The organism is Pontibacter sp. HJ8, assembly GCF_054824225.1.
This window is the reverse complement of record NZ_JSYF01000126.1, coordinates 1-25,007: the sequence shown is the minus strand read 5'-3', so window position 1 is coordinate 25,007 and position 25,007 is coordinate 1. Positions and strand designations below refer to the sequence as shown.

The following is a 25,007-nucleotide window of genomic DNA, read 5'->3' as shown; positions in this document are numbered from 1 at the left end:
TTACTTAATTGAAAAAGATAGCACGGAAGTCGGAAGAACAGGAGGGATAGAGGCGCCATACGGGGACAGGTATGGAAACCAAAATGTTGGCTTGGAATTGTATATTATGGATGCAATCCGGAAGCGGAGAAGTGACATCAGGCTTGAAAGAGCGGTACTAGAAAGGCTGCAAGGTTGCTTTCTGAGTCGCGGCCTGCGCCTGTGTGGGGCCTGTTTCAATGTGCTGCTGCTTTAGCTTTTCCTGCCACCGGATGTATTCTTTTTTCTCGTGTTCCCAGGTTATCTCTCCTTCCAGTATGCGATTGTCCCTGAGAGTAGCTGCCGCTTCCATACCTTCCATCACTTCGTTGCGCCAGGTACCGGTCTGGCCAACGACTCCCAGGGTATTGTTGTAGAAGCGGTTGTTAAAGGTAGACTGCATGTTATAAAAGTCTTTGGCCCAGATGCCGCTGGTCCAACATTGGAAACGTGTCTGTTCATCGATCATACCGGACACGATCGCTCTGTTGTTGTAAACCTCGATGTGGTTACCGCCGGCTATACCTATGCAGTAGTTGCCAAGCCCAACCAGCTGGTTGTCATAGATGCGGAGGTGGGCTGTAGCGGCAGAAGAGTCCGTTTCGGGTGAGTCGGTGATGATGCCGCCCCCGCTGTATTCGGCTTTTGTGACAGGGATTGGGTAGGCCCCTTGTATGTAATTGTTGTGGATCAGGATAGGAGAGGAAGGCGTACCGCGTGAATTGTAGATGTTGATGTTATCTTCTACGGCAGAATTACCCGGCTCATTGATTACCTCGTTCCAGGAGATTTCCGCATGGGCGATCGCATTCCGGAAGTTAAACTGCACGAATTGGGCGATGGCCTGTCCGTTGTATATCCTTCCGTCTATATTTTTTACTTTGTTGTAGCGGATCCGGATGGTTTGTTCCGGTGTATTATTTCCTTCGTAGCTTTTGCCCAGGTAGATACCGGCTGTACTTTCCATGTAGCAGTTCTCCACCACGATGTTCTGAAAGACATCGGCGGCTAAAAACCGGCGTGGTTTTTCATAATCCTGCCAGGGGGTGGGCGTAATGCCATAGCCACTGGTATGGCGCACGGTAATATCCGCTGCCTTGCTCAGACTTCGGATCAAAGGGCCGGCCCCGCGGATATTGGAGTGGACGATCACGACCGGCTCGCTCGTGCGCACTTCCACAGCCGGTACCTCCGAATTCCTGGATTCCCAGTTGCCGGTATAGGTGCCGCCTTTGGTAATGACGATGGGCCCCTCAAACCCCTGCGCCACCATACGGGGAGCAGTAGGCAAGATGTTGAGAAGCGAAACGACACTCAGAGCCAGCAGCGCCACCGCAAAAAACACAAGCCACCCACGGCTAAACCAGAGCACTGAGGCTGGGCTGAAACGTGGGTGGCAGGTATAGTAAGCGGTATAGGGCATTACTTCACGATATACCCCAGAATGCGGCGCGCGTAGCCGTTCACCAGGTAATACGGTACATAAGGGGGTGGGCAGTTTTTGAGCGTGAAGCGGGTAAAGTCGCGCAGGTTACCGCCGCCTTTGATGCTGAACAGGTGGTCGTAGAACTTCTTGAGGCTTTTGGCCTGGCGGTTCTGGCGCTCGCCGCTCTCCTCCGGGTAGGTATAGAGCTTTGCATCGTAGTTGCAATACAGCTCAAACCCGTTGCGGAGCGCGGTATGCGTAAAGTCGTAGTCAGCTACGTAGTGCGGGAACCTGTCCTGGTCAAAGAGGCCTATCTTTTCAAATACGGCCCTCGGGATAAGCAATCCACGGCCAGGCAACTGCGACACGGCGTGTAATCCGTGCTGCTGGTCTTTGGGTAATTCCTGCAGTACGTGGCGTACCTTGTTCAGCTTAAAGTCAATGATCTCACCGCCGTAAATAGGCTCACGGGTACCGGCGTCCATTTCCAGGGCACCGATCACCGCATTGGGTTTTTCCTTCGCCCAGCGATACGTCTGCTCGAGTAAGTCCGGGGCGGCTTCCACGTCGTTGTTGAGCGTCATCACATATTCAGCGCCCGATTGCAGGGCAAACCGGATACCCATGTTCACGCTGGCAGTCCAGAACAGGTTGCCATCGCCAAAGAGGATGTGCACTTCCGGAAATTCTTCGCGCAGCATGTCGGCGGTACCGTCCGTGGAGCCATCGTCCACCACGACTACTTTATACGCCTGGTTGGTTTGCTTTTTGAGCGAGAGCAGGCACTCTCTGGTAAAATGCTTGCGGTTGAAAACGGGGATAACTATATAAATCATACAGGGTCAAACTTAATGTTCTATCACTTCTTTTAAAGGCTGACTAAACTTACTGTAGAAGTCAGCGATATGTTTTGTTTTGAGTGGCCAGGTTTGGGTGCGGGCGAAGGTATAGCCGGCTCTTCCCATGGCTTCCCGCTTTTCAGGGTGCTCGTACAGGTCTTCTACGGCTGCCGCCAGGGCCTGCACCGTTTGTTCCGGTGTCGTGACCGGCACTTTTATACCTGCATTGTCCGGTACCAGGTTTTTGCCACCGTGCAGGTCTAGGGTCAGGACCGGCAGGCCATAGGCCATCGCTTCCAGGAACTGGGCCGCGGACGAGTCACGCAGGCTGCAGAACATGAACAGATCGCTGTGGGTATAGGCACGTTTCACTTCCTCCCACGGCACCTGGCCTTTCCAGTCTACCTTGCCCTGCAGGCCATATTGCGCAATGAGACCCGGTACCATGTCGTGCATGTGGCCATCGCCCAGTATCGTGAGCTTGAAAGGTACATCCGGCCTGACTTTGCTCAGCGCTTCCAGTACCAGGGGCAATCCTTTGCGGGCAAACAGCCGGCCCACCCATACGATCTGCAGTTCTCTGGCAGGTGTTCTTTCGGGGTATACCTCCGGGAAGAAACTTTCCGGCAAACTGGTATCCAGGAACATCTGCGCATTCAGGGCGCCGTTGTCACGGGCCATGGTATAGGTGTCTTCGTTGGTGGTGAGTACGAGCGAAGCGTGGCGCATGGTTTTCCTGACATCCGGGTTCACCTGCAGGAGAAGCTTGCTGATCCCGGCGCGTACGATTTCTGTTTTCCACCAGCCATAAAAATATTTTTTAAACGCCTTCGGAGCTTCCTGTCCGCCGCCGGCCGGCCCGAAAATAAGGGGCTTGTTGAGCCGCCACATCGCTGTGCCCAGCTGCAGGCTGCCGATGGTGACATGGTGCACCAGGTCGAAATTTATTTCCTTGTCGAGCTCCCTGGCTTTTTTGTACGCCTGCTGCTGCCAGTAAAGGTAGTGGGGGTAAAAGCCAATGTGGTATTCAAAGAGCTTGTCAATGTATTTGGGCATCTCCACAAACACGATGTGCAGATTCGGTAGGCTGAGCTTTTCCACTTCGGCCTCGATGTTGGCTCTGCCTTCTACTGTGGTCAGGCACCATACCTCATGACCCAGCCGGGCGGTGTTCAGCGCCCAGTTCCAGCCATTGCCCAGTTCGGTGCCGCGGTTTGGTTCACAGGCGTATGCTGATAAGAGTAGTTTCATGGCAGGGTATTACAGGCTGAAGCTAAAAATGCTCTTTAGCTTGGCGCTCACCTTGTTTTTCATCAGGTAATTAAAGTTTTTCCGGTCGGATTCGATATCGCGGAGCACAAAACGCGGATGGCGCAGCGGGAAAGCGATCTCCTGCTCCTTTACAAACGCGTTCTTGTCGTGCAGGTTGAAGGTATGGGTGGCATCCTCCCCGAATCCTATGTTACGGACCAGGTTCACTTCCGGTATGATGCACAAGCCGGAGTTGCTGTATACGGTAAATTCCCACTGGTAATCCCAAACGTCGCCTTTCTCGATGTTGGTGAACGTCTTCTCCAACTGGCCCAAGCGGTAGGTTTCTTCAAACTTGTTCAGGAACAGGCCGCTCAGATAGCCTTTCTGCTTGAGCTCCTTGTAAGTGGGGATGTTGTAGTCAAACAGCTGCCAGGCGCGGCGCCAAGTGGCCCAGCCCCAGGCATTCACCTTATCAGAGAAGTAGTAGGAGTAGTCGCTGTCGCGCTTCCAGCCGTTGAGGTAATTGTTGCCGCTCACGTGCATCACGCGCGTATCGTGCTTATACCGTTCCAGCACTTCCTGGCAGAACCAGAAAAAGCTTTTGGAGGGTACACAGTCGTCTTCGAGTATGATGCCGGTCTCTTCGTTTTCAAACAGCCAGGTAATGGCAGTAGCAGGAGCCACCCCGCAACGTAGGTTCTGCTCCTGGAACAGGGTTTTTACTTCGCACTCCCAGTCCACCTGCTCTATGATCCGGCGGGTTTCAGCGCAGCGTTCGGCATCGGTGGGCACGTGGGGTCGCGGTCCGTCGGCAGCCACATACAAACGTTTTGGCTTTACTTCCCTTATTCTGTCAAATACTTGTTGTGTGGTGTTGGGCCTGTTGAATATGATAAGCAACACAGGGGTGTGCAGCGAGTCAGTTGTCGAAGGATGCATATAGGTAATCAGAAATATCTCAATATGGTTGTACTGCTATTTTTAAAAGAAGTTGCTTTATTTAGTGAGCAAGCAGCCTGCCCCGCATTGCCAGCAGTTTCTCTCTGCGGCGCCGGGTAAACTCCGGCAGATAACTTTTACTCTCCTGGGTTTTGTTTTCCATGTAAGCGATGCCTACACCCAGTATGGCATAGAAGAAATAAGGCAGCACATAGGAGAAGCCATATACGATGCCACTGCTGATAAAGGCAAGCAGCAGGATTTGATTTTCATCCAGGCTCTTGCTTGTAAAGCCTTTCTTCATCATGTAGAAGTGCATCATCAGGTATAGCGTCATGCCCACGGCACCCAGGTAAAACAGCACTTCGACATAAAAGCTGTGAAAGAAGTGTCCCATGCCATCTTCAAATACCGGGGCGTTGAGGTCATCGCGGTAAAACTGAATCGGCAGTTCAAACCCGTCAAAGCGCATTCCGAACACAAAGTTTTCCTGTATGAACGGGACATAGGACATGATCTGCTGGTAGCGCCAGCCGCCCGTGCCCTGCTTGTCATAGTTTTCGATGTCGGAGAAGTTTTCCGTGAATTTGTCAATAATCTCGGGGTACATGGTGAAGAGGAAGGCACTGGCCATGATACCTACAATCGTGAGGACTACTGCCACGGGTATGAGCTTGCCAAAATTGACGGGTGTGTTGCCCTTAAACTTCACCAGGAAGGTATAGATGGCCAGAATAACGATCGTGCATATCCAAACCGTGCGGTGCTGGAAGAAAATGATGGCAAAGAGCACAAAGAAGGTCATGGCCAGGTAAAACAAACCTCCTTTGAAGAGGTAGCGTCCCGTGAAGTACAGAAACGGGATCACCAACAGGTACATCGTAGAAGCATTCACCCCGCGCTCGTGGTTGGTGAAAGAGGAGATGCTCAGGGCGTGCGAGTTGATCAGGACCAGGTTGAGCACAAACACAACCACGACCAGGTATACCACATGTTTTAGCTGGAAGTAGTCGTGCTTCTTGTAGAAGGTATACATGAAAAATGTATAGTAGAAGATCAACAGTTTCTGGAACACGTGCGGATACACCATGGGGGTGCCATACCTGTAGTAGGACTCAAAAACCAATGCGAACAGGTAGAGGGTGACCAGCACGAACACCACCCGCATAAAGGGCTTCATGCGCTGAATGCGCAATGCACTGTACAGAAAAGCCAGCGCAGTAGTCGCCTTTACCAGTGTGTTCTGTATGGTGCCCTGCAATTCCTCACGCCAGGGAGCTATCAACTCAATGAAGATAGGGTCCATCAGGAGGATGAGGATCAGCGGAAAAGCAAATATGAAGGTATAGTTTAATTTCATGTCAATGTACTGAAAACCAATGCACAGGCGGCTTCTACGTTTACTGAACCTCGAGCCCCCTGTGATTTTTTCTGCTGGGTATGCACTGCTGTCAAATACTCCAGATGCTGTTGCACGACTACCTCCTCTGAGAAGTTGTTGTAAACAAACTCCTGCGCATACCGGGCCATGTCTTGCGCCAGCGTAGTATCTGACAGAAACCTGCCCGCTGTGGCGGCCATGGCCTCTGCCGAATAAATGTCGCAGAGCAGCCCGGATCTGCCGTGGTCCAGCAAATAAGGGATAAACCCGCTCTTTTCGCCGCCTACGACCGGTGTGCCGATCACCATCGATTCCAGGGGCGCCATGCCAAAGGATTCCTCTACCGAAGGATGCAGCAGTACCCGGGCTTCCGCCACGTGCTGCAGGAGTTGCTTGTGCGGCAACGGTCCTAGGTAAGTTATACTTTCGTCTATGCCGTGTTTGCGGGCATATTGCTGCGCAGGCCCTCCAGGCTCCATATCGACTCCGATCAGGTGGTACTCCAGGTCAGGAAACTGTTTGCGGAGGAGGGCGAAGGCATGCAGCGCCCGCGGTATGCCTTTACGTTTGGTAAAGCCCATCGTTACAGAAACAATATAATTCTGCTTCGCTACCGGTAAGGTAACCGCCTGCTCCAACTCGGGCGAATAAAAGTTGTTGATGACTTTCGTCTTGGCCTGTGTTCCCTTCGAGAGTTGGTGGTAGGTATAGTGGGAATTGGCTGCCAGGTGCTGCGCCTCCTGGAGCGTTTTGAAATTCATAAACCAGCGCACCAGCCTGAACACGTCAGGTTGAGTGACCAGGATGCGGCCCGCTACATCATGAATGCCAACAATGGTCGGTATGCCGCTTTTAAGGGCAGCCAGGGCGTATTCATAGGTCCAGAAGGCATGGATCACATCAGCCGGGCGCTGTTGCATGAGCTTATTCAGCTCTTCAATCTCGAATTTGAAAAAGCGCCTGCCGGGTTTGAGCCGGGTAGGAGCCACACAAACCGTGAGCTGGCCATGTTCCAGTATAACCGGCGCGTCTATGGTGCCGGAGTTGGTATAAACGATCACCTCGTGTCCCCGGCGAAGGAAGGCATTCGCAAGGTGAGCCGTAAGCGGAAAAGCATTTGTCTCCGGGAGCGTCACATCCCCGAAATCATACGCTAACATTTTCAGGTCAACAGGACCAGCTATACCTATAATCATTTTGTCAGATTCTTTGTAGTACTATGCGCTCTCGGTTTCCTTTACCAGTGTTTTCCTATACCTGGACACCATTCTGCCTATGTAGGAAGTAGGATTGTCCTGCAGGCCCACCTTGGATAATATAATATGTAGCTGTTCTTTCAGGGCACTGTGTGGAAACACCAGCACCATGATTAGGAACACAACGGCTCCGGTTAGCATTTGCGACACCAGAACAGCGATGTGCGGCAACTCCATGCTCCTCAGCAAGGTGCTCACCAGATGGAGTACGACAGCAACTGCAGCTCCGTTCAGAATGCCTGGCAGGTAAATGCGCAGTTGTGCCCAATAGGAGAGGTGCAGGATCTTCTTCATCAGCATCTGGTACATGCCAATCCGGAACAGCTCACTGACCAGCAGGGCAAAACCGAAGCCCACCAGCCCGAAATTCCGGAAAAGCAGGAACATAATGCTGATCACCACGATCAGGGTAATGGTAATGACGATCTTCCAGTTGAGGACCGCTTTTGCATCGCACACGATGCCCGCGAACATGGTGATGAAGCTGAGCGGAATGGCCAGGCTCAGCACCTGCAGTACCGGGATCGACTCGAGCCACTTGCTGCCCAGCACGACATACACGATCTCAGGAGCAGCCACCATGATGCCCAGGCAGACGGGTATGATGAGAGCCGCCAGCAGCGTTGTGCTCGACAGGTATACCTTCGCCAGTCTTTCGGTGTCGGACTGCATCTGGCTGAAGGAGGGGAATACCACACGCGATACGGTGCGGGTGAGGTTATACATGGGTAGGTTCACGAGCATGAACGCCCGGTTGTAGATACCCAGCCGGTACGCTCCCAATATTCTGCCGATCAGCAGGGTAGCCAGGTCATTGTAGATAAACTCCAGGAAACTGATCATCGACATTTTGCTCCCGTAGGCAAACAACGGCTTATACGATTGCCAGTTGAACAGCGGCAGGACATTGTGGCGTACCATGGCGTAAGCTCCCATCGCGACAAGGGCAGCCTGCGCGAGCGAGGCATACACCAGACTCCAAACCCCAAAATCAAGATAGGCCAGCAGGATACCAACTCCCAGGTAAGCAACCACATAAGAGAGGGTCTCCACGATGCTCAGCTCCTTGAAGCGCATGTTACGCTGCAGCAGGCTGGTCGCCGTAGCGGACACGCCCCCTATCACAAAAGCCAGTCCCATAACCCGTACAATCGGCACTACATCGGGCATGTCGAAAATCAGGACGGCGAAGGGCGCCACAAACCAGGTCAGGATCGTGAACGTGAGCCCCAGCAGGGCAGAGGAAGTAAAAGCCGCCCGGATGTTTTCCGGGGTGAGTTCCTCTTTCTGAATAATAGCCTGGTTAAGGCCCAGGTTAGCGAAGTAGTAGCCGAAACGGAGCAGAACACCGGCCAGCGCCACCAAACCAAAAGCTTCCGGAGCCAGCAACCGGGCCATGGCCGAGGTATAGCCGATCTGCATGACGGCATTGGCTATGGTGCCGGCAGAACTCCACTTCAATCCACTGACAGCTTTTGAAGCTAAATTTTTACTCATCGCCTAAGCTCAGGTATGGGTGTTAAAAAGGTGCTGTGGAACAGCATGCAGCCCACAGCACCTCTCTTATTAATTGAAGAAATAACAGGTACTTGCGCAGCAGCCCTACACGTAGTAGTAGCTGGCGTCTTTCTTATAGCCGTATTCGTATGTGTTGCTGTAGTTCAGGTCGTTGATCACCATATAGATGTTCTTCAGCTTCTTGGCCGCATACAGCTCGTTGACCTGCGTCAGCATTTCTTTGCTGGTATACTTGTGCTTCACGACATACAGGTTGGTATCCATGTGCTTCTTCAGGACAAAGAATTCGGCTACAAAACCAATCGGAGGCGTATCGATCACCACATAATCATACTGCTCTTTCAGGGTAGCGATGAGATCCCCCATCTTCTTCTGCTCCAGCAACTTGATCGCGTTTTCAGGTATCGGACCGCAGGAAATCACATCCAGGTTCTCGATGTCTGTTTTCTGGATCACCTCGTCCAAGGGAAGTCCCTGCCCCAGGTAGGAAGAGAGACCGGCTGCATTGTGCACGTTGAAGTACTTGCCAAAGGTAGGCTTGCGCATATCCGACTCGATGAGGATGGTGCGCTTACCCGACATCGCCAGTTCGCTGCTCAGGTTAACCGACGTAAAGGTTTTGCCCTCGCCCGATACGGAAGACGTTACGCCGATTACCTGAAAGCTGGTTTCCGACATCAGGTACTGCAGGTTGATACGGATAGAGCGGAACGACTCTGCAATGGCCGACCGCGGGCTGTTCTTCACCGCCAGTTTATCCGCCTTGGTACCATGGGCGATCACACCCAGGAAAGGGATGTTGGTCACGTTGTTGAGGTCGTTTTTGCCTTGTATGGTATTGTCCACGTTATCGATCACGACAATCAGCGCAGCCGGAATGATCAGGCCGATGATGAAGGCCAGCATAAAGATCATATTCGGCTTTACGTTCACTGGGCCGGAGCCCCAGGGAGCTGCTCTGTCCACTACCTTCTTGTCTGTAGTGTTGGTAGCCAGCGAGATAGCTGCCTCGGCACGCTTCTCCATCAGGAAGTCATACTTCTTGTTGATGAATTCGGCCTGCCCCTGCAGGTCCATCATGCGGCGCTCGTTCTCAGGTACTTTGGCTATACCTGCTTCCAGTTGATCTATTCTCTTGCCTACATTGGCAATCGAGATATCGGTCGAACGCACCAGGTTTTTGATGTTGGCGATGATGGCGTTGCGGGTACTTTTGATCTCGCTGTCGATGACCTGTATTCTCGGGTTATCTTTGGTAGCGCTTACACTGTAAGAAGCTTTTTGCTGGTTCAGGCGCGAGAGTTCTGTAAAGAGGTTGGCCAGGTTCGGATTCTGCACCCCGGCTACAGCCGGCGATACAGCCTGCGTGAAGTTTTCGTCATCCTCGATCTGGTTCAGCACCGTCACATAATACTGCTTTTCTGTTGTCAGCTTGGACTTCTCCATTTCCAGCTGCGATAATTTCTCATAGCTGATGTTGGACTGCACATCCAGGTTCGCGATTCGGTTGGAAGAGCGGAAAGAAGACAGCGCCTGCTTGCTCTGGCGAAGCGAATCGCTCAGGTGGGCAATCTGGTTATCAATGAATTCCAGCGTTTTCTGTCCGTTCTGGTTCTTTTCTTCCAGGTCGCGGGAGACGTAGGTTTCCATCAAGGTATTCAGAAATAAAATTTCTTTTTCCGGTATAGCACCTTTTGTGCTGAGCTCCAGCACACGCGATTCCCGCTCGATCGGCCGGATTGAGAGGCTTCCCAGGTGTTGTCCTACCTGGCTGTCCATGCTGTTGAGCACAAAGTAGTGCTTACGGGCCTCGATCTTGTCTTCCGGGTTGATGCGGTTAACGGTCAGGTTGATGTACTTGTCTTTGTAGGGTTTGCCGAACTCCAGTACCTTGGTGAAATTCACATCTGTGACATACTCCTTGGTCGAATGGGTATGGAAGTCATAGAGTACCCCGTTCTCCGTCTTGACACGCAGTTCGTATTGTTTGTCGTTGAGTACGTTTACTTCCAAAGGTACATCCACCAGTTGCAAAGAAGACGTATCCAGCTTCACTTCAAAGGGAGCATTGTCATACTGTTCTTCTACGATCATGTCTGAGATCTTATTGAGCCAGTGATCGGGCACTTTGTAATAAGAAACAGAAAAATCGAGGCGCTTCAGCGTATTGCGCACCATGTCGGCAGAGGTCAGTATACCTATTTCGTCTTCTACCTTGATGCCTTTGTTCTGCACATCCAGTAGGTTGAGCAGTTCCTGGGCCTTTTTGGAGCCGGTCTGCTGGTCCCCTAACAGGAGCGTGGATTTGAACGCATATACCTTGGTGGAGCTCTTTACATACACATAGGCTGCTGCTAAAGAAATGAGGGTAAACGCCAGGAACAAATACCACCTGGACCTGAACTTGAATAGCCAGCTTCGAAGGTCTATCTCATGTTCTTTATTTTGTTTCTTCATTGTTCTTACTTAAAATAATTCAGGAGTAATACAGCAGTAGAGATCACTGACAACGCTACTGTTGCTACGTTCAGCGAGATCAGGTTGTCCCGTTTTACCAGCTCATTTGTCGGCTCCACATACAGCACATCATTGGGCATTACAAAATAGTATTTTGACTGTACGAGATTCGGGTCCTTGAGGTCGATCAAAACCACTTCGGAGCCGGTAGGCGTCTGGCGGATAAGCTTGACATTCTCACGGCTGGCGCCCCGGGTCAGGTCTCCGGCCATACCCAATGCTTCCAGCAGGGTGGAGCGCTCGTTGTAGATGAAATACTGGCCCGGTCGCTGCACTTCGCCCAGCACACTTACTTTAAAGCTGATCAGTTTCACCACCACGGTGGCATTGTTGATGAAGCGGTCGATGTTGCGCTGGATCAGCTCCTGGGATTGCGTGACGGTCAGGCCGGCTATTTTGACCTTGCCCACGTTCGGCAGATTGACATTGCCTTCGTCGTCGACGGTATAGCCACTCAGGAACATGGTGCCCGGGTCAGCAAAACCAAAGGCGCTGGAAGGAGGAATGATGTTATAAATGTTAGAGATTTCAGGCTCAAGGCTTTGTACTTTAATGGAAAGCACATCGTTCGGCTGCAACTGGTAAGCCTTGTAGGTATTCGGTATAGCAGTCGGGGCTGTCTCTTTTAAGTTCTTATTCTGCATGTATACCAGCTCTTTTTTACTCAAGCAGGAAGTAGTACTCACGATCAGGAGCAAGAGGTAGACTAATCTTCTCATTTTTCTTTGTTAAGGGTGGTGTTTTGTCGAGTGGACTGATTGTTAGGAATGTAGCGCATCGGATGACTTGTTACTCATTTGCGGTAAGCTATGTCATGTTGTAATTACCCAAAAAATTGTACCAGCCATATATACTATAGGGGCGTAAAAAAGATTCTGATTTACTTAAATATTATGTGAATAAAATATTGAAGTTTGGTATTTTAATGTATAAAAACTTGAAGTTCAGGTTGTTGCAAGCGTATCAAAGAATGCTTTTTCTTTCGTGCAAATTTCAGGAGGGAGATAGCAGGAAGTTCGGGGTTTAGTTTTGTATATGAATAATACAAATTAAAGCGACGGTAGTGCTGGTTACCGGTACAGAATACGTGCTGCCACCTGGCAGGCTGGCCTGGAAAGAGCGGGGGAGGAAGGTGCCGGGCTTTTAAATAACAAAGCCACCTCCCCGGTATGCGAAGCATAGAAGAGAGGTGGCTTGCTCTTGGCTAAAATTCTTACGGTATAGCTATTCAATCCATTTGGTCCTGCGGTGTCTGGTCACAGGAGCTTGTTTCAGTTTCTTCAGTCGGTCCGATGGTTTACGCACCAATTGCTGCGAAAAACCATTGTTGTGTTCAATAATTCCGCCCTTCAGCTTCCAGCCTTGCGGGAATAATACGGCAACTTCGGTTGCCAGTGTCTCGAGGTTTGGTGCTACTATTATGTTGTATTCCATCGTAAATAAACTAACTATAGAACCAAGATCGGGAATAATAACATAGGTTGTATCGGGTGGCTACGAAAAAATCGACTGGAAGGTTATTTTCAATTAAAAATTTAGGTTTATATGCTTTTTGTGCAACGATTGGTGCCTTTTCGGGTCATTAATATAGTTTAAGTTCTATTTAAAAGCCGGGAAATGATCACGGAAAATAATAAGTAACTCGCAATCAGGAACGTAGCAGCTACTGCGCACCGCTCTTAGGAAGGTATAGCTCTGGAGAGGGAAATGTGTAAGCGGCTCTACCTGAGTAGGATAGAAAAAGAGGTATGGCCCTGTGGATCCGTATCCAGTGAAAAAGTAAAGCCATGACTAAATAAAATCTCCCGAATAACCGTTAATCCTATACCCTGGCCGCTCTCCTTGGTGCTGAAAAAGGGGGTGAAAAGTTGCGGCCGTACATGCTCGGGTATACCCTCTCCATCATCTGTTATAGTCAGGCGCAGCGGCTGTTGCTCGAGCTCCACCCAGATGTGACCCTCCTGTTTGACAGCCTCCATCGCATTCTTCAGAATGTTGAGCAGAACCTGTTCCATCTGCTGCTCATCCATAGGGATAACCAGTGGTTCAGCTGGCGCCTGCAGGCAGAGTTGGATCCGGCGCTTTTCGAGCTGGGGCTGCAACAGGCGTTCCAACCGTTGCAGCAGTGCCTGCACCTGCACCGGCTTTTTGACAGGAGCCGGCAGGCGCACCACATCGGCAAAGTTTGCCATGAATTTACTCAGGTTGGCGTTGCGATCGATGGCGACCTGCAGCGCATAGGTAAAGTCCTCCCGGTGCGCTTCGTCGATCTGAGGCGTATAAAACTGTACCGAGTCCAGGATGGAGTTGATAGCCCCGGTCGAGTTGTTCACTTCATGCGACATCATCCGGATCACTTTCTCGTAGGCCTGCCGCTCGTTTTTAATGATGGCCTCGGTAAGTTCTTCTATCAATATAAAGGAGCGCTGAAAGCCACGGTCTATGAAATGAGCCCGGTGGGCGCGGTAGGTGCGTATGCCGTTCATCCGGAAGGTATGCGGCTGCCCGGGCTGCACCTGGGCCAGTTCCCGGGCCCAGGCTTCGGGTAGCCGCGCCAGGGGTTTACCGGTCAGTTCCTGCGCCGGCAGATTGAGGTAGCGCTCGGCAGCAGGATTGATGTTTTCAATAGAATTGTCGAAGTCAAGCAAAATGATGCCGGCAGGGGAGGCCAGGATAATTTTTTCGAGCAGGTAATGCTTTTCAGCCTGTGCTATCCGCTCCCTCCGCAGCTGGTCGATCATGCGGTTGTATACATCCACCAATTCATCCAACTCCGGCTGCCCCACACGCACGAACTTGGTTGAAAAATCCTTGTCGCGGATTGTCTCTATACCTGCCCGGATGAGGTTGAGCGGCTTAAAAAAAGCATTGTACAACTGCACCGTGATCACGACAGAGGCCAGCACCAGCAGTTCCATACCCAGGAAAAGCAACTTGTTTTCTTTCAACAGAAAATAAGCCATGGCGGCCAGCAGTCCGTGCACGACCACGGCAAAGAGAATGAACTTAGTCCTGAGACTCATACGGAATGCCAAATTTATCAAGGCGACGGTATAGGGCGGCCCGGCTTACGCCCAGTGCCCGGGCTACTTTGCTGATGTTGTTATGGTAATAAGCCATCGACTTGCGGATCATGGAAGCTTCCAGCTCGTCCAGTGTCATGGTACCTACGGCTGGCAACGTTTTGTCGCCCGGCTTGGCCGGCCCTTGCTGCGCCTGCGCCTGGAAGTCCTCTGCCTTTAACACTTCGTTTTCTGCCACCAGCACGGTGCGCTCCACCAGGTTCTTCAGCTCCCGGATGTTGCCTGCAAAAGGCAGCTCTTTCAGCCATTGCAGCGCTTTCGGGCTCACTTCCAGCTCCGGACGGTGGTAGGTTTGCTTCAGATTCCCGACAAAGAACTGCACCAGCAAAGGTATGTCATCCGGCCGCTCCCGCAAAGCAGGCAGACGTACCTTGATGAGGTTGATGCGGTAAAACAGGTCCTCGCGGAACTTGCCCTCCTCCACCAGCTGCTCCAGGTTGCGGTTGGTAGCACAAACCACCCGGATGTCGAGCTTGCGGGAGCGGCTGTCGCCGAGCACCTCATACGTACGGTCCTGGAGCACGCGCAGCAGTTTTACCTGGCTGTTTATATCCAGCTCTCCGATCTCATCCAGGAAGATAGTGCCCTTGTTGGCTAGCTCGAAGCGCCCCACCCGGTCGGCTTTGGCATCGGTAAAGGCGCCCCGCTTGTGGCCGAACATTTCGCTTTCGAACAAACTGGCCGAGATACCGCCCAGGTTTACTTTCACAAAAGGCTGGGATTTGCGGAGGCTGTTGCGGTGAACGGCCTCCGCGATTAGTTCCTTGCCTGTGCCGCTTTCACCCTCGATCAGTACCGAAGCGTCGGTAGGAGCAATTTGCCCGATCCGCTTGAGGATCTGCAGCAGCTGCGGGTCCTGGCCTACGATGTTGCGGAAGTCGTACTGCAGGTCGAGTTTTTTGCGGGTCAGGGTCTCTGCTTTTTCAGTGCTTTGCTGCGACAGGCTCAGGGCCGTGCGCACCGACTGCAGCAGGTAATCGTTGCTCCAGGGTTTGGTGATGAAGTCAGCAGCTCCCAGCCGCATCCCTTCCACAGCCAGGGCGATGGAGCCCCAGCCGGTGATGAGGATGACCGGCACCTGGGGCATACGCTTTTTAAAAGCTTCCAACAGCTGCAGTCCGTCGTGGCCGGAAGTTTCAATGGAAAAGTTCATGTCCATGATCACCAGCTGCAACGCGTGCTGCTGCGCCCGCTCAAGCGCCTCCTTAGGCGAGGCGGCCTCTTTTGTCTGAAAGCCATGCTGCTTCAGCAAAATGCTGAGCGAGGCACGAACGGCAATGTCATCGTCGATTATGAGAATCATGGGGAAAGCGGAACTGCTAAATCAGGTATAAAGATAATTTTTTTAAGTATACCTTGCTATTATTCCTCGTGCAGGGCCAGGGCCGGATGGATGGCCGCTGCCTGCTGGCTTGGGTAGAAAGCACAAACAATCGTGAGCAGGTAAATAATAGCGACGGCACCCACTATCGCGGTCGTGTACACGACCGATTCTACCTCAAACACCTGTAACAAGGGCAGTTGCACGGCAAATAATACCCCCAGCAGCAGGCCCAACGTAGCCAGCACCAGTACTTCGCCTATAAACTGGCGGTAGATCTGACCGGAGGCTGCACCCAGGGCGCGGCGCAGGCCTATCTCGCCGTGGCGGCTGTTGATGTTATACCACAAGACTCCGAACAGACCCAAGGCCACATTCAGGATCAGGAAGCCGCAAACCAGGCCCAACGCGATCATGGGCACCAGGGTTAGCTTGGCTTTGTTTTGGCGCATTTTCTCGAGCGAGGCCACTTCCATGGTCCAGTCTTTGCCGATTCCTGAAACCTGCTTCACCATTTTCTCTTCAAAGTCTATACCTGTGCCTGGTTTTACCCGGATCAGAACTTCATTCCAGAAAGAATTTGGATCCTTCTGCATGTAAATGCGGGTAAAGAAAGCCGGGCCTTCCGCTGCGAACTCGCTGCCTGCCCGGAAGTAGTCTGTTACGCCTACCACCTGGTAATTTGTAGAATCATTCACCGGGATCAGCTTACCCAGTGGGTCCTCTTCTCCAAACAGTTGCTGCCGGAGCGCCTTGTTGATCACGATGGGGGCATGATGGCTGGCATTGTCCTGCGGCGCAAACCAACGGCCCTCACGCACCTGCAGCTGCATCACTTCATCAAAATCATCCTCTACCTCATAAAAATCGGCCATAAGATCTTTCACCTTGCCATACGACAGGGTATTGTTCATTTGGCTGAAGGAAAAAGGGGCATTGCTGCTGGAGAGAGAGGCGTGCTCTACTTCCGGGAAAGAACGCACCCGCTGCAACACCTGCTCCAGGTTCTGGTGGTTGAGCGCGGCAGAGTCCGTAGAGGGCCGCATCGTGAGCAGCCATACGTTTTCATATTCAAAACCAAGCGGTTTGTTATAGTTGCGCACATTGTACACCACCAGGCTGAGCACTCCGAACAGCACCAGGAAGCAAATGAAAATTTCAGTGATCAGCAGGAAGTTGCTCTTCTTCCGGTTCCAGATCAGTTTAAACAGATGGCGTATCATTTCGAACCTCCTTTCAACGCCTCAACGGCATGTAAGCGTGACATTTTATAGGCCGGGAATACCCCGGAAATCAAACCAAATACAAGGCACAGCAGCAGGCCGATCGCGAACACGCGCAGGTTCAGCCCCAGGTCTGCATATACAATAATGCCGCTGTCGTTGATGAACCACAGCACTACGGCCGACAGCAGGAAGCCCAGCAAACCACCCAGCAGCGTCAGGAAAATATTCTCGATGATAAACTGCCCGATGATGGTGGAAGAAGTTGCGCCAAAGGCTTTGCGTACTCCGATCTCAGAAGACCGCTCCAGGATGCGGCTGATGTTGATGTTGACCAGGTTGATGGTAGGCAGCAGCATGAAGAGAAACGCCAGGCCGGCCAGTATGGCGTAGAGCATGCCAAGGCCGGGTTCCTGGCCACGGCCTAAAAAGGTGCGGGCAAAGCTCTCCAGGAAGGTATCGGGGAAGGAGAAGAGTTTGGTGCCTTTTTGTGGCTGCTCGCTCTCTACCTTCTTCATCATGGCGGCATACTCAGCTTTTATTTTAGGTATATCCGCAGCCTGCCGTGCCTTGATGGTGGCAATGTAAGTGCCCCGCAGTCCGGGTTTACTGAACTCCTGGCTTTTGAGCGTAATGGGTACCCACACATCGGCATAGGATTGCACGCGCAGGACCGGCACATTTTCGACTACGCCGACCACTTTATACTTCACCTGGTCTACGACGATGTATTGTCCGACGGCTTGCGCCTTTCCAAAGTACTGCTCGCGGGTATTCTCATTGATAACCGCCACACGATTGGCTCCCTTCACATCCTGTTGGGTAAAGGCGCTGCCTTCCAGAAAATTAAAGTCTAATATTTCCCAGAACTCCCGGTCGGTATACTTAATATCAAGTGCCAGCTTGCGGTTGTTGATGTAGCTGTTCACCTGAAAAAACATCGAGTTGACCGATATCATTTCCGGTGTCTTCAGGGGACGTATGTTGCGGTCAAAGAAATGGTAACTGATGGGTCCGCTGCTGTTATAACCCTCCTTTACCTGCTCCCGAATCATGTTTACAAATAGCAGCTTATCTGTTTCACGCTCCGGCATCTGCGGTCCGAAGGCATGGTCGAAAAGGGAAGTGGCCACCGTGAGCACCATTAAGGTAAAGCTGATGCCGAAGAGGCTGATGAAGGTAAAGAACTTGCGCCGCAAGAGCACCTTCCAGGCTATTTTAAGATAATTCTTCAGCATGGCTATACCTTATGGAAGTCGTAAGTTGCAGTTTTGGCATCGGATACCTGTTGGCCGTCAAAGAAGCGAACCAGGCGCTCGGTTTTGTGTGCCATGTTCTCGTCGTGCGTCACCATCACAATAGTGGTGCCGTCTGCGCGGTTCAGTTGCAGCAGGATGTTCATGATCTCTTCGCCCATCACCGAGTCGAGGTTACCGGTCGGTTCGTCGGCCAGTATGATCTCGGGCTGGCCGATCAGCGCGCGCGCAATGGCTACCCGCTGGCGCTGCCCGCCGGAAAGCTGGCTGGGGAAGTGCTTGGTACGGGCGCTGAGGCCTACTTTCTCCAGTGCGGTCAGGGCAAGTTTCCTTGTCTCGGACGCCGAGGTACCGCTGCGGTAGAGGAGGGGAAGCTCCACGTTGTCGAGTACGCTCAGGTCGTTGATGAGGTGGTAGCTCTGGAACACAAACCCCAGTTTCTGGTTGCGCAGGCGTGCCAGCTCTTTGTCTTTGTAGTTGCTGATGGGCGTACCGTCGATCTCGACCAGGCCGTTGGTTGGCTCATCGAGCAGCCCCATGATGTTAAGCAGCGTACTTTTACCGCAGCCCGATGGTCCCATAATAGACACGAACTCCCCCTTAGGTATACTCAGGTTGACGTTGTGCAGCGCTACCGTCTCAATGGTCTTGGTCTGGTAGACTTTTTCGATGTTCTTTAACGTGATCATAGTCTTCTCTTTTTTCTGATATCGTTTGAATTGTTGATTGTTAATTGTTGAATTGCTGCCTTGTTACATTGTTAATTCACTCATTCAAAATTTGCCCTTAACGCTTGCTGCTGCTCAAAATCGTACAGCGTGAGCTGGCGCAGGGTATAGTGGGCGGTCCAGAAGGCGCTGAGGGAGGCAATGTGGGCGCGACGGGCCTGGTCTTTTTCAGCCAGGGCAATGTTTAGGTCCGTGATGCTGATGCGGCCCACAACAAACGTATTTTTCGTGATCTCATACCGTTCCTGCGCGATGGCATCTGCTTCGGCAGTCGTGGTGAGACGGGCTTTGAGCGTATTGTACTGGTTCACCTGCGTGAGCACGGCCTGCTCAAAGTTGGCCTCTTCCTGGTCCACGGTATACTGTACCAGCTGCCGGTTCAGCTCGGCCACTTTGTGGATCGAGCGCTGGCGGCCCCAGTCCATGATGGGCATGTTGAAGCCGATGCGGGCCCGCTGCTGGTTTTCAGGCCGGTCATAGATGTCGGTGAGGGCAGTACCCTGGTTGGTGAGGCCGAAGGTGGCAAAGAGGCTGGCATTTAAGCCATTGTCTCCTTTTGCCTTGGCGACCAGGCCCTCCGCTTCCAGGAGCCTTCTGCTAAAGTTGATGCTCTCTTTGCGGTTCTTCTTCGCCTCGGCCAGCGCCAGTTCAGCTTCCACGGTGGCAGCCGGTATACCTTCGGGCGTCAGCAGTTGCAGCTGGTCGTTGTCTTTTATGCCGATGTAGGTTTTCAGGGCCAGGGCCGCTGTTTGCTGGTCGAGCACAGCCTGTGCCATGGCCAGTTCGGCATTCAGCACAGCCAGACGCAACTGCAGCAGGTCGTTTTTGGAAAGCCGGCCTAGCTTGTATTTTTCATTGGCGATCTGGTAGAGCGTGTCGTTGTTTGACTGGTTCTTACTGGCGATGCTGTGGTTGGTCTGCGCCAGCAGCAGGTCAAAGTAAAGTTTGGTAGCCGTAACAGCAACCTGCTCGCGCTCCTCCAGGTACCTGCGCTGCGACTCCTGGTAACGGAGCGGCTCGATCTTCTTGTTCCAGGCCAGCTTGTTGTAGGCGAACAGCGGCTGCTCTATACCTATAATGGCCGGGTTGCCGTTGTAGCGGGTCTGGTCCCGGTCAAAGTCGTCGAAGCGTTGCATGAGGGACGTCACGAATACCCGGCCGCCCGTCGGGCCTACTACCTGGCTCAGGCTCAGGCCCAGATCCGCATTGTTGATCGTCACGGGCCTGAACTCTGTGGTGCCGTCAGGCTGTGTTACGGGACTGTAGGTACGGCTGAAATCGGGCAGCGTGCCGGTCAGTTCCAGCTGAGGCCGGTACTCGGATTTGAAGCTGCGCCACTGCCAGTAGCTGTTCTCCCGGCTGGTCTCTGCCTGGTGCGCCGCCGCTGACTGCTCCTGCGCCAGGGCAATCACCTCCTGCAGCCCCAACTGGCGCGTAACAGGCTGTGCTATACCCTGCACGCAAGGCAGAAGCAGCATCACAAACAACAAACAAAACAGGTATAGCTTTTTCATTTTTAAGACGCTAGATATTAGACATAAGACACAAGACATCATCACTCGCGACTCAGAACTCAGAACTCGTGACTCAGAACTTACTTTAACTTTATCTTCTCCATATGCTGGTACTCCTTCATATCCGAGATCACCACTTCTTCGCCGGGCTGTACGCCTGATTCCAGTTCTACAAAATCCACGTTGCTGACACCGATCTTCGCTTCGCGACGCACGATCTCGCCGTCCTGCAGCACAAAGACCTGTGGCTTGCTCGTGTTCTTAAAATAAGGCCCATTCTGCACGCGTAGTACCTTATTTCGGGAGGAGGTACTCACATACACATCCACGCGGAGGCTGGGGCGCAGGAGCTGGTGCGCTTTCTCTTCCAGGGCTACAAAGAAGGTGACCGTGCCGTTTTCTACCGTCGGTTTGATGGAAGCAATGGTGCCTTTCAGGTCGGTGTCGTTTATCCGGACAATAGCGCTGCCTCCGGGGCTGAGCTGTTCGGCGTAGGCATCCGAAATGGTGGCCTGTACCCGGTAACTGCGCAGGTCGGCGAGGCGGGCGATGATGTCGCCGGCATTCACGCTGCTGCCGATCTCGTTCTTCACCCAGGTAATGACGCCGGGCTGTGTGGCACGTACTTCGGCCTGTTCCATTTTGCGCTGCAGCTCCTCGATGGAGCGGCTTTGCATGGCCAGGGTATACTGCAGCTCCCGCTTGTCGGCTTTGAGAAGCTGGCGCTCCGTTACCATGTCCTGCTCGATCTGGGCCAGTTCCTGCTGCGCGATCTTCAGGTTGAGGTCGGCCTGTTTGACGCTCTCCTGTGTGCCGCCGCCGATCTTTAATAGGTATTGCTCGTCTTCGAGCTGTGCCTGCAGGCTTTTGACGCGCATGCGCTTTATCTCGAGTTGCGACGCCAGTGCGTTCAGTTTCTTCTCCAGGTTCAGGTTCAGCTGCACCGTTTTGTGGCGGCTTTGTTCCTGTTCGTCCTTCAGCTTGTCGTAGGCCAGTTGGGTGAAGGCCCTGTCGAGGAGCAGGATCTGATCGCCGGGCTGCACCTGCTCCCCGGCGTTGTGCACCACCTGCTCTATGCGTGCCTGGATGGGGCTGGTGATCACTTGCTCGTGCTCCGGCACTACCGTACCCGAAGCGGTGATGGTTGCCACCACCGGACCTTCCTCTACCAGCGCGGTTCGAAGACTTGCTCTTTCTATACTTGGTGTAATCAGGCTCCGGAAGCCAAAGACAGCGGCTGCTACCAGGGCTACCGCTATACCTATTTGCCAGAAGCGTTTCCGTTTCTGGGCTTGTCTGGCAGAGGCTGATAATTCACGATCCATAGTTCTAAATTGGGTATTGCTCGGGAGGGTATAGCCAATTTAGATGCCAGAAATGTATATTGTTGATTTACAAATAGTTGTGATTTAAAACGTTGATTTTTAGGCTGTTGTAGGTGTTCAATAATGAACAGTTTGTGCGGTTTTGGGAGGGGGATTGTTTTAGAAGATTTCGTTTCTGTTGAATATATCTAATTTTGTCTATAAATCAGGATTCTATTCCTTTAAGCCGCTGGATTTGGGTACATAGGAGGAATAGACTTCCGTTGATATATTCGTTGTACATCAAGCACTAAATAGAAGAGTTATGTTGCTTAGGGAAATAAATCGGAAAACTTCAAACAGAATCTAAGCCACTTCAATCCAATTAATGAAAATCATCTTTATCGTACCCCCACAAGTTCAATTACTCGACATCACGGGTCCTGCTCATATTTTTTACGAGGCCAAAGTGTTACGTCCCGAAATCGAACTTTACTACGCCTCAATTGATGACACAGCTGAAATAGAAAGCGCGGCGGGTTTATTTTTGTCGAAATTGACCCCTTTCAAATCCTTTTCTTTGAGCAAAGAGGATTATGTTTTCATTCCAGGCATAGATTCTTCTCTATTTTCAGACGCTGTTTTCCTGGAATCTAGTCAAGGGTTCTTTCAATGGCTGAGAGTACAGTATGCAGCAGGAGCAACTATTTGTTCGGTCTGTACAGGAACTTTCCTGTTGGCAGAAGCTGGTCTGCTAAAGAATAAGTCCTGTACAACGCATTGGAATTACTTTTCCCGGTTTGCCGCTAAATTCCCAGAGACAGAGTTGAAGCGAAACCGCCTGTTTGTAGAAGACAAAGGTATTTTTACCAGTGCCGGGGTAAGCTCTGGTATCGATCTTTCCCTGTTTATACTGGAAAGGTTGTATGGCCAGAGATTTGCCTTTGAAATAGCGAGAATAACTGTTGTTTATTTCCGAAGAGGGAGTGATGATCCGCAGTTAAGTGTGTTCTTACAATATAAAAACCACCTGGAAGACAGGGTATACGCTGCCCAGCAATACATCTTTGAGCACCTTTCAGAGAAACTACAACTCGAAGCTATTGCGGATCATGTCAATATGAGTCCCCGAAACTTAACTCGTCTTTTCAAGAAAACAACTGGCATAACGGTAGGCGAGTACCTGAATATAGTAAAGGCTGAGCGGGCAAATCACCTATTAAGCAATGGCCACAAACTAGACTATGTGGCTGCACAGTGTGGTTTTGATAGTGACAAGCAATTAAGAAGACTTTTAAAAACGCATAAGTTAAACTGACTTGATTTACCCTTATTTTGTCCGGATATAAGCCCCTTTTGTCCTTCCATGCTTTTTTTTATGCGCTAGCTTTGTGCTTCACAAATCAATTGCATGAAGAAGACAGCCAGTATATTCTTAGTATTTCTCTTCCTTATACCTGCTTATGCTCAGGTTGAGCCGCGTCTTCGAGGTATCGAGAATCAGATAAATAAAATTCTCAAAGTCACCAATACCCCAGGCTGTGCGATTGCTATAGTGGAAGGTGAAAAAAATCTGTATACCCAGGGTTTTGGTTACCGGGATTATGAAAATAAAATAAAGGCAGATGCCAACACATTATTCCCTATTGGCTCCACCACCAAAGCTTTTACTGCTGCGCTTCTTGGTCAACTTCGGGACAAAGGGATGATTGCGTTTGAGGAAAGCCCGTTACAATATGTGCCGACGTTAAAATTCTACAATGAGCATTTAAACAATAACTTAATTGTTCAGGATTTGTTGAGCATGCGTACCGGGCTCGCTCTCCATGACAAGGCCTGGTCAGGAAACCCGCTGAGCGACAGGGATAGTTTGCTCCGAAGAATTGAGTATCTCGAACCTGCTACAACGTTGAGGACAAAATGGAACTACAGCAATTTCTCCTATTTCGTTCTGGGGGCTATAACAGAAAAACTTACCGGTGAAACCTGGGAGGAAAACGTTGAAAATGCACTCCTTAAGCCTTTAGAAATGCAGCGCACTAACTTTGATGTAAAAGGTTTAACAGGAAGTTCGAACGTGTCTTTAGGGTATAAATTTAGTAACAACGCTCTGGAAAGAGTAGACTATTATGAACTTGCGGCAATGAGCCCGGCCGGAGGTATAAACAGCACTGCCAAGGATATGGGCAACTGGTTGCTAACTTGGGTTAACAGCGGGAAATTCAACGGGCAGCAAATTCTGCCGGAACAATATGTTCTGGAGGCAATGAGCCCGCATGCAGTTATGCCGAAGGGTTATTTACCTGATGAAGAATTTTCAGGCATGTATTCGGCGAACTATGGATACGGATGGATTATCTCGGATTATAAAGGGCATTACCGGGTAGAGCATGGCGGTAGTATAGATGGGTTCAGGGCAAGTGTTTCATTTTTTCCGAATGAGAAATTGGGAGTTGTTGTTCTGACAAATCAAACCAATTATGAAGCGGCTATGATGATCAGAAATACCATCGCAGACAACTTACTGAAAGCAAAAGCAACTGATTGGGTAAAGCTTTATGTAAAAAATCAAGGTGACAGTCAACCCCAGACAAAAACACTGGCTATTCAAGCAGACTTTAAACCATCGGGAACACTCCCTGCCCATCAACTCAAAGAATATGCGGGCAGTTACATAAGCCCAGGGTACGGTAAAATCAAGATATTTTACGAAGACGACTCCTTGTATACCTACTTCAGAAGAAGAAAATTAAAAGTCACTCCTGTGGTAACAGACACAGATATTTTTCACGCCATCAACATGATTTATCCTTACAACATGGCTATGCCGCCACTGCACTTTATAAAGAACAAAGAAGGCAAAATAGCTTCCTTATCTATTAAATTCGAATCTGAATTAAAAGCTATTGAGTTTACCCGCGAAAAAACGTACGATTTATAAAATCAATTTTCTGTCATAGAAAGGGGCTTCGGCATGGCAGCCAGTCTGCAACTGGCGAAAGAATAAGGTTGCTGAATGATACGCTTTTACAAACTGGCTTCAGGTATAGCCAGAAGGAACGCTGGTGCTAAAGTTGCGGTATGAGCTGGCAAAGAGTTAGGTGAACGCATGAATAATTATTTAATGTAATTTACTGACCTAGAGAAAGGCCTGATGTTAATTTATTAGTTCTAGATGAAATGATAAAAGAAGAGAAGCTGATCCTCAAACAAATCCTAATGAGCTAAATGCCAGTTATCAAACTTGAAACTTCTGTCAATGCACCAGTTCAAATCTGTTTCGATTTGTCTAGGAGTATCGATTTGCATACTATTTCTACTAAACATACCAGCGAAACAGCCATTGCAGGGGTTACAACAGGTCTAATCAATCTAAACCAAACTGTCACATGGAGAGCAAAACATTTTGGTGTCTGGCAGACATTAACGT

At 50.9% G+C, this 25,007-nt stretch carries 19 protein-coding genes and 1 pseudogene; 3 read left to right on the top strand and 17 right to left on the bottom strand.

Features of this window, described 5'->3' with window-relative positions; all coding sequences use genetic code 11:
• Positions 1–157: 157 nt before the first annotated feature.
• The 17 genes from OB13_RS07070 to OB13_RS06990 all read right to left on the bottom strand — a co-directional run bounded on the left by OB13_RS07070 (position 158) and on the right by OB13_RS06990 (position 21,598).
• The gene (locus tag OB13_RS07070; RefSeq protein WP_461489454.1) at positions 158–1,441 is read right to left on the bottom strand and encodes a glycosyl hydrolase; all 1,284 of its coding nucleotides are present in this window, start codon (positions 1,439–1,441) and stop codon (positions 158–160) included.
• Positions 1,441–2,280, bottom strand: coding sequence for a glycosyltransferase family 2 protein (locus OB13_RS07065; RefSeq protein WP_461489453.1), 840 nt, complete (start codon positions 2,278–2,280; stop codon positions 1,441–1,443). The genes OB13_RS07070 and OB13_RS07065 overlap by 1 nt, the downstream gene beginning before the upstream one ends.
• A 12-nt stretch (positions 2,281–2,292) precedes the next feature.
• Positions 2,293–3,534, bottom strand: a complete 1,242-nt coding sequence (locus OB13_RS07060; protein ID WP_461489452.1) for a glycosyltransferase family 4 protein — start codon at positions 3,532–3,534, stop codon at positions 2,293–2,295.
• Positions 3,535–3,543: 9 nt separating this feature from the next.
• Positions 3,544–4,476, bottom strand: coding sequence for a nucleotide-diphospho-sugar transferase (locus OB13_RS07055; protein ID WP_461489451.1), 933 nt, complete (start codon positions 4,474–4,476; stop codon positions 3,544–3,546).
• A 61-nt stretch (positions 4,477–4,537) separates the two neighbouring features.
• Positions 4,538–5,836, bottom strand: a complete 1,299-nt coding sequence (locus tag OB13_RS07050) for an O-antigen ligase family protein (RefSeq protein ID WP_461489450.1) — start codon at positions 5,834–5,836, stop codon at positions 4,538–4,540.
• On the bottom strand, positions 5,833–7,053 hold the full coding sequence (locus OB13_RS07045; RefSeq protein WP_461489449.1) for a glycosyltransferase family 4 protein: 1,221 nt from the start codon (positions 7,051–7,053) through the stop codon (positions 5,833–5,835). The genes OB13_RS07050 and OB13_RS07045 overlap by 4 nt, the downstream gene beginning before the upstream one ends.
• A 21-nt stretch (positions 7,054–7,074) precedes the next feature.
• Entirely contained in the window at positions 7,075–8,610 is a 1,536-nt protein-coding gene (locus OB13_RS07040) for a lipopolysaccharide biosynthesis protein (RefSeq protein WP_461489448.1), read from the bottom strand.
• A gap of 105 nt (positions 8,611–8,715) precedes the next feature.
• The gene (locus OB13_RS07035) at positions 8,716–11,088 is read right to left on the bottom strand and encodes a GumC family protein (protein ID WP_461489447.1); all 2,373 of its coding nucleotides are present in this window, start codon (positions 11,086–11,088) and stop codon (positions 8,716–8,718) included.
• Positions 11,089–11,093: 5 nt separating this feature from the next.
• Entirely contained in the window at positions 11,094–11,867 is a 774-nt protein-coding gene (locus OB13_RS07030; protein ID WP_461489446.1) for a polysaccharide biosynthesis/export family protein, read from the bottom strand.
• A 505-nt stretch (positions 11,868–12,372) separates the two neighbouring features.
• A complete protein-coding gene (locus tag OB13_RS07025; protein ID WP_461489445.1) occupies positions 12,373–12,582 on the bottom strand; it encodes a hypothetical protein in 210 nt (69 codons plus the stop codon).
• Positions 12,583–12,869: 287 nt separating this feature from the next.
• Complete coding sequence (locus tag OB13_RS07020; RefSeq protein ID WP_461489444.1) at positions 12,870–14,171, bottom strand: sensor histidine kinase; 1,302 nt, start codon at positions 14,169–14,171, stop codon at positions 12,870–12,872.
• A complete protein-coding gene (locus tag OB13_RS07015) occupies positions 14,155–15,534 on the bottom strand; it encodes a sigma-54-dependent transcriptional regulator (RefSeq protein ID WP_461489443.1) in 1,380 nt (459 codons plus the stop codon). The genes OB13_RS07020 and OB13_RS07015 overlap by 17 nt, the downstream gene beginning before the upstream one ends.
• A gap of 59 nt (positions 15,535–15,593) precedes the next feature.
• On the bottom strand, positions 15,594–16,775 hold the full coding sequence (locus OB13_RS07010; protein WP_461489442.1) for an ABC transporter permease: 1,182 nt from the start codon (positions 16,773–16,775) through the stop codon (positions 15,594–15,596).
• The gene (locus tag OB13_RS07005) at positions 16,772–18,013 is read right to left on the bottom strand and encodes an ABC transporter permease (RefSeq protein ID WP_461489441.1); all 1,242 of its coding nucleotides are present in this window, start codon (positions 18,011–18,013) and stop codon (positions 16,772–16,774) included. Before OB13_RS07005 ends, OB13_RS07010 begins: the two co-directional genes overlap by 4 nt.
• A 2-nt stretch (positions 18,014–18,015) precedes the next feature.
• Positions 18,016–18,720 (bottom strand): ABC transporter ATP-binding protein, encoded by a 705-nt coding sequence (locus OB13_RS07000; protein WP_461489440.1) that lies wholly within the window; start codon positions 18,718–18,720, stop codon positions 18,016–18,018.
• Between the two features lie 80 nt (positions 18,721–18,800).
• Complete coding sequence (locus OB13_RS06995; RefSeq protein ID WP_461489439.1) at positions 18,801–20,273, bottom strand: TolC family protein; 1,473 nt, start codon at positions 20,271–20,273, stop codon at positions 18,801–18,803.
• An 80-nt stretch (positions 20,274–20,353) separates the two neighbouring features.
• Positions 20,354–21,598: an efflux RND transporter periplasmic adaptor subunit gene (locus tag OB13_RS06990; RefSeq protein ID WP_461489438.1), complete on the bottom strand. Its 1,245-nt coding sequence runs from the start codon at positions 21,596–21,598 to the stop codon at positions 20,354–20,356.
• Positions 21,599–21,965: 367 nt separating this feature from the next.
• Between OB13_RS06990 and OB13_RS06985 the strand changes: the two genes are divergently transcribed.
• The 3 genes and pseudogenes from OB13_RS06985 to OB13_RS06975 all read left to right on the top strand — a co-directional run.
• A complete protein-coding gene (locus OB13_RS06985; RefSeq protein WP_461489437.1) occupies positions 21,966–22,895 on the top strand; it encodes a GlxA family transcriptional regulator in 930 nt (309 codons plus the stop codon).
• Positions 22,896–22,988: 93 nt separating this feature from the next.
• A complete protein-coding gene (locus OB13_RS06980) occupies positions 22,989–24,518 on the top strand; it encodes a serine hydrolase (RefSeq protein WP_461489436.1) in 1,530 nt (509 codons plus the stop codon).
• 287 nt (positions 24,519–24,805) lie between these two features.
• A pseudogene (locus OB13_RS06975) lies at positions 24,806–25,007 on the top strand (cell division protein); the annotation flags it as partial.

Excerpts from the sequence above, each read along its gene's own strand:
- OB13_RS07070 (WP_461489454.1), bottom strand. The coding sequence starts at position 1,441 with ATGCCCTATACCGCTTACTATACCTGCCACCCACGTTTCAGCCCAGCC.
- OB13_RS07065 (WP_461489453.1), bottom strand. The coding sequence starts at position 2,280 with ATGATTTATATAGTTATCCCCGTTTTCAACCGCAAGCATTTTACCAGA.
- OB13_RS07060 (WP_461489452.1), bottom strand. The coding sequence starts at position 3,534 with ATGAAACTACTCTTATCAGCATACGCCTGTGAACCAAACCGCGGCACC.
- OB13_RS07055 (WP_461489451.1), bottom strand. The coding sequence starts at position 4,476 with ATGCATCCTTCGACAACTGACTCGCTGCACACCCCTGTGTTGCTTATC.
- OB13_RS07050 (WP_461489450.1), bottom strand. The coding sequence starts at position 5,836 with ATGAAATTAAACTATACCTTCATATTTGCTTTTCCGCTGATCCTCATC.
- OB13_RS07045 (WP_461489449.1), bottom strand. The coding sequence starts at position 7,053 with ATGATTATAGGTATAGCTGGTCCTGTTGACCTGAAAATGTTAGCGTAT.
- OB13_RS07040 (WP_461489448.1), bottom strand. The coding sequence starts at position 8,610 with ATGAGTAAAAATTTAGCTTCAAAAGCTGTCAGTGGATTGAAGTGGAGT.
- OB13_RS07035 (WP_461489447.1), bottom strand. The coding sequence starts at position 11,088 with ATGAAGAAACAAAATAAAGAACATGAGATAGACCTTCGAAGCTGGCTA.
- OB13_RS07030 (WP_461489446.1), bottom strand. The coding sequence starts at position 11,867 with ATGAGAAGATTAGTCTACCTCTTGCTCCTGATCGTGAGTACTACTTCC.
- OB13_RS07025 (WP_461489445.1), bottom strand. The coding sequence starts at position 12,582 with ATGGAATACAACATAATAGTAGCACCAAACCTCGAGACACTGGCAACC.
- OB13_RS07020 (WP_461489444.1), bottom strand. The coding sequence starts at position 14,171 with ATGAGTCTCAGGACTAAGTTCATTCTCTTTGCCGTGGTCGTGCACGGA.
- OB13_RS07015 (WP_461489443.1), bottom strand. The coding sequence starts at position 15,534 with ATGATTCTCATAATCGACGATGACATTGCCGTTCGTGCCTCGCTCAGC.
- OB13_RS07010 (WP_461489442.1), bottom strand. The coding sequence starts at position 16,775 with ATGATACGCCATCTGTTTAAACTGATCTGGAACCGGAAGAAGAGCAAC.
- OB13_RS07005 (WP_461489441.1), bottom strand. The coding sequence starts at position 18,013 with ATGCTGAAGAATTATCTTAAAATAGCCTGGAAGGTGCTCTTGCGGCGC.
- OB13_RS07000 (WP_461489440.1), bottom strand. The coding sequence starts at position 18,720 with ATGATCACGTTAAAGAACATCGAAAAAGTCTACCAGACCAAGACCATT.
- OB13_RS06995 (WP_461489439.1), bottom strand. The coding sequence starts at position 20,273 with ATGAAAAAGCTATACCTGTTTTGTTTGTTGTTTGTGATGCTGCTTCTG.
- OB13_RS06990 (WP_461489438.1), bottom strand. The coding sequence starts at position 21,598 with ATGGATCGTGAATTATCAGCCTCTGCCAGACAAGCCCAGAAACGGAAA.
- OB13_RS06985 (WP_461489437.1), top strand. The coding sequence starts at position 21,966 with ATGAAAATCATCTTTATCGTACCCCCACAAGTTCAATTACTCGACATC.
- OB13_RS06980 (WP_461489436.1), top strand. The coding sequence starts at position 22,989 with ATGAAGAAGACAGCCAGTATATTCTTAGTATTTCTCTTCCTTATACCT.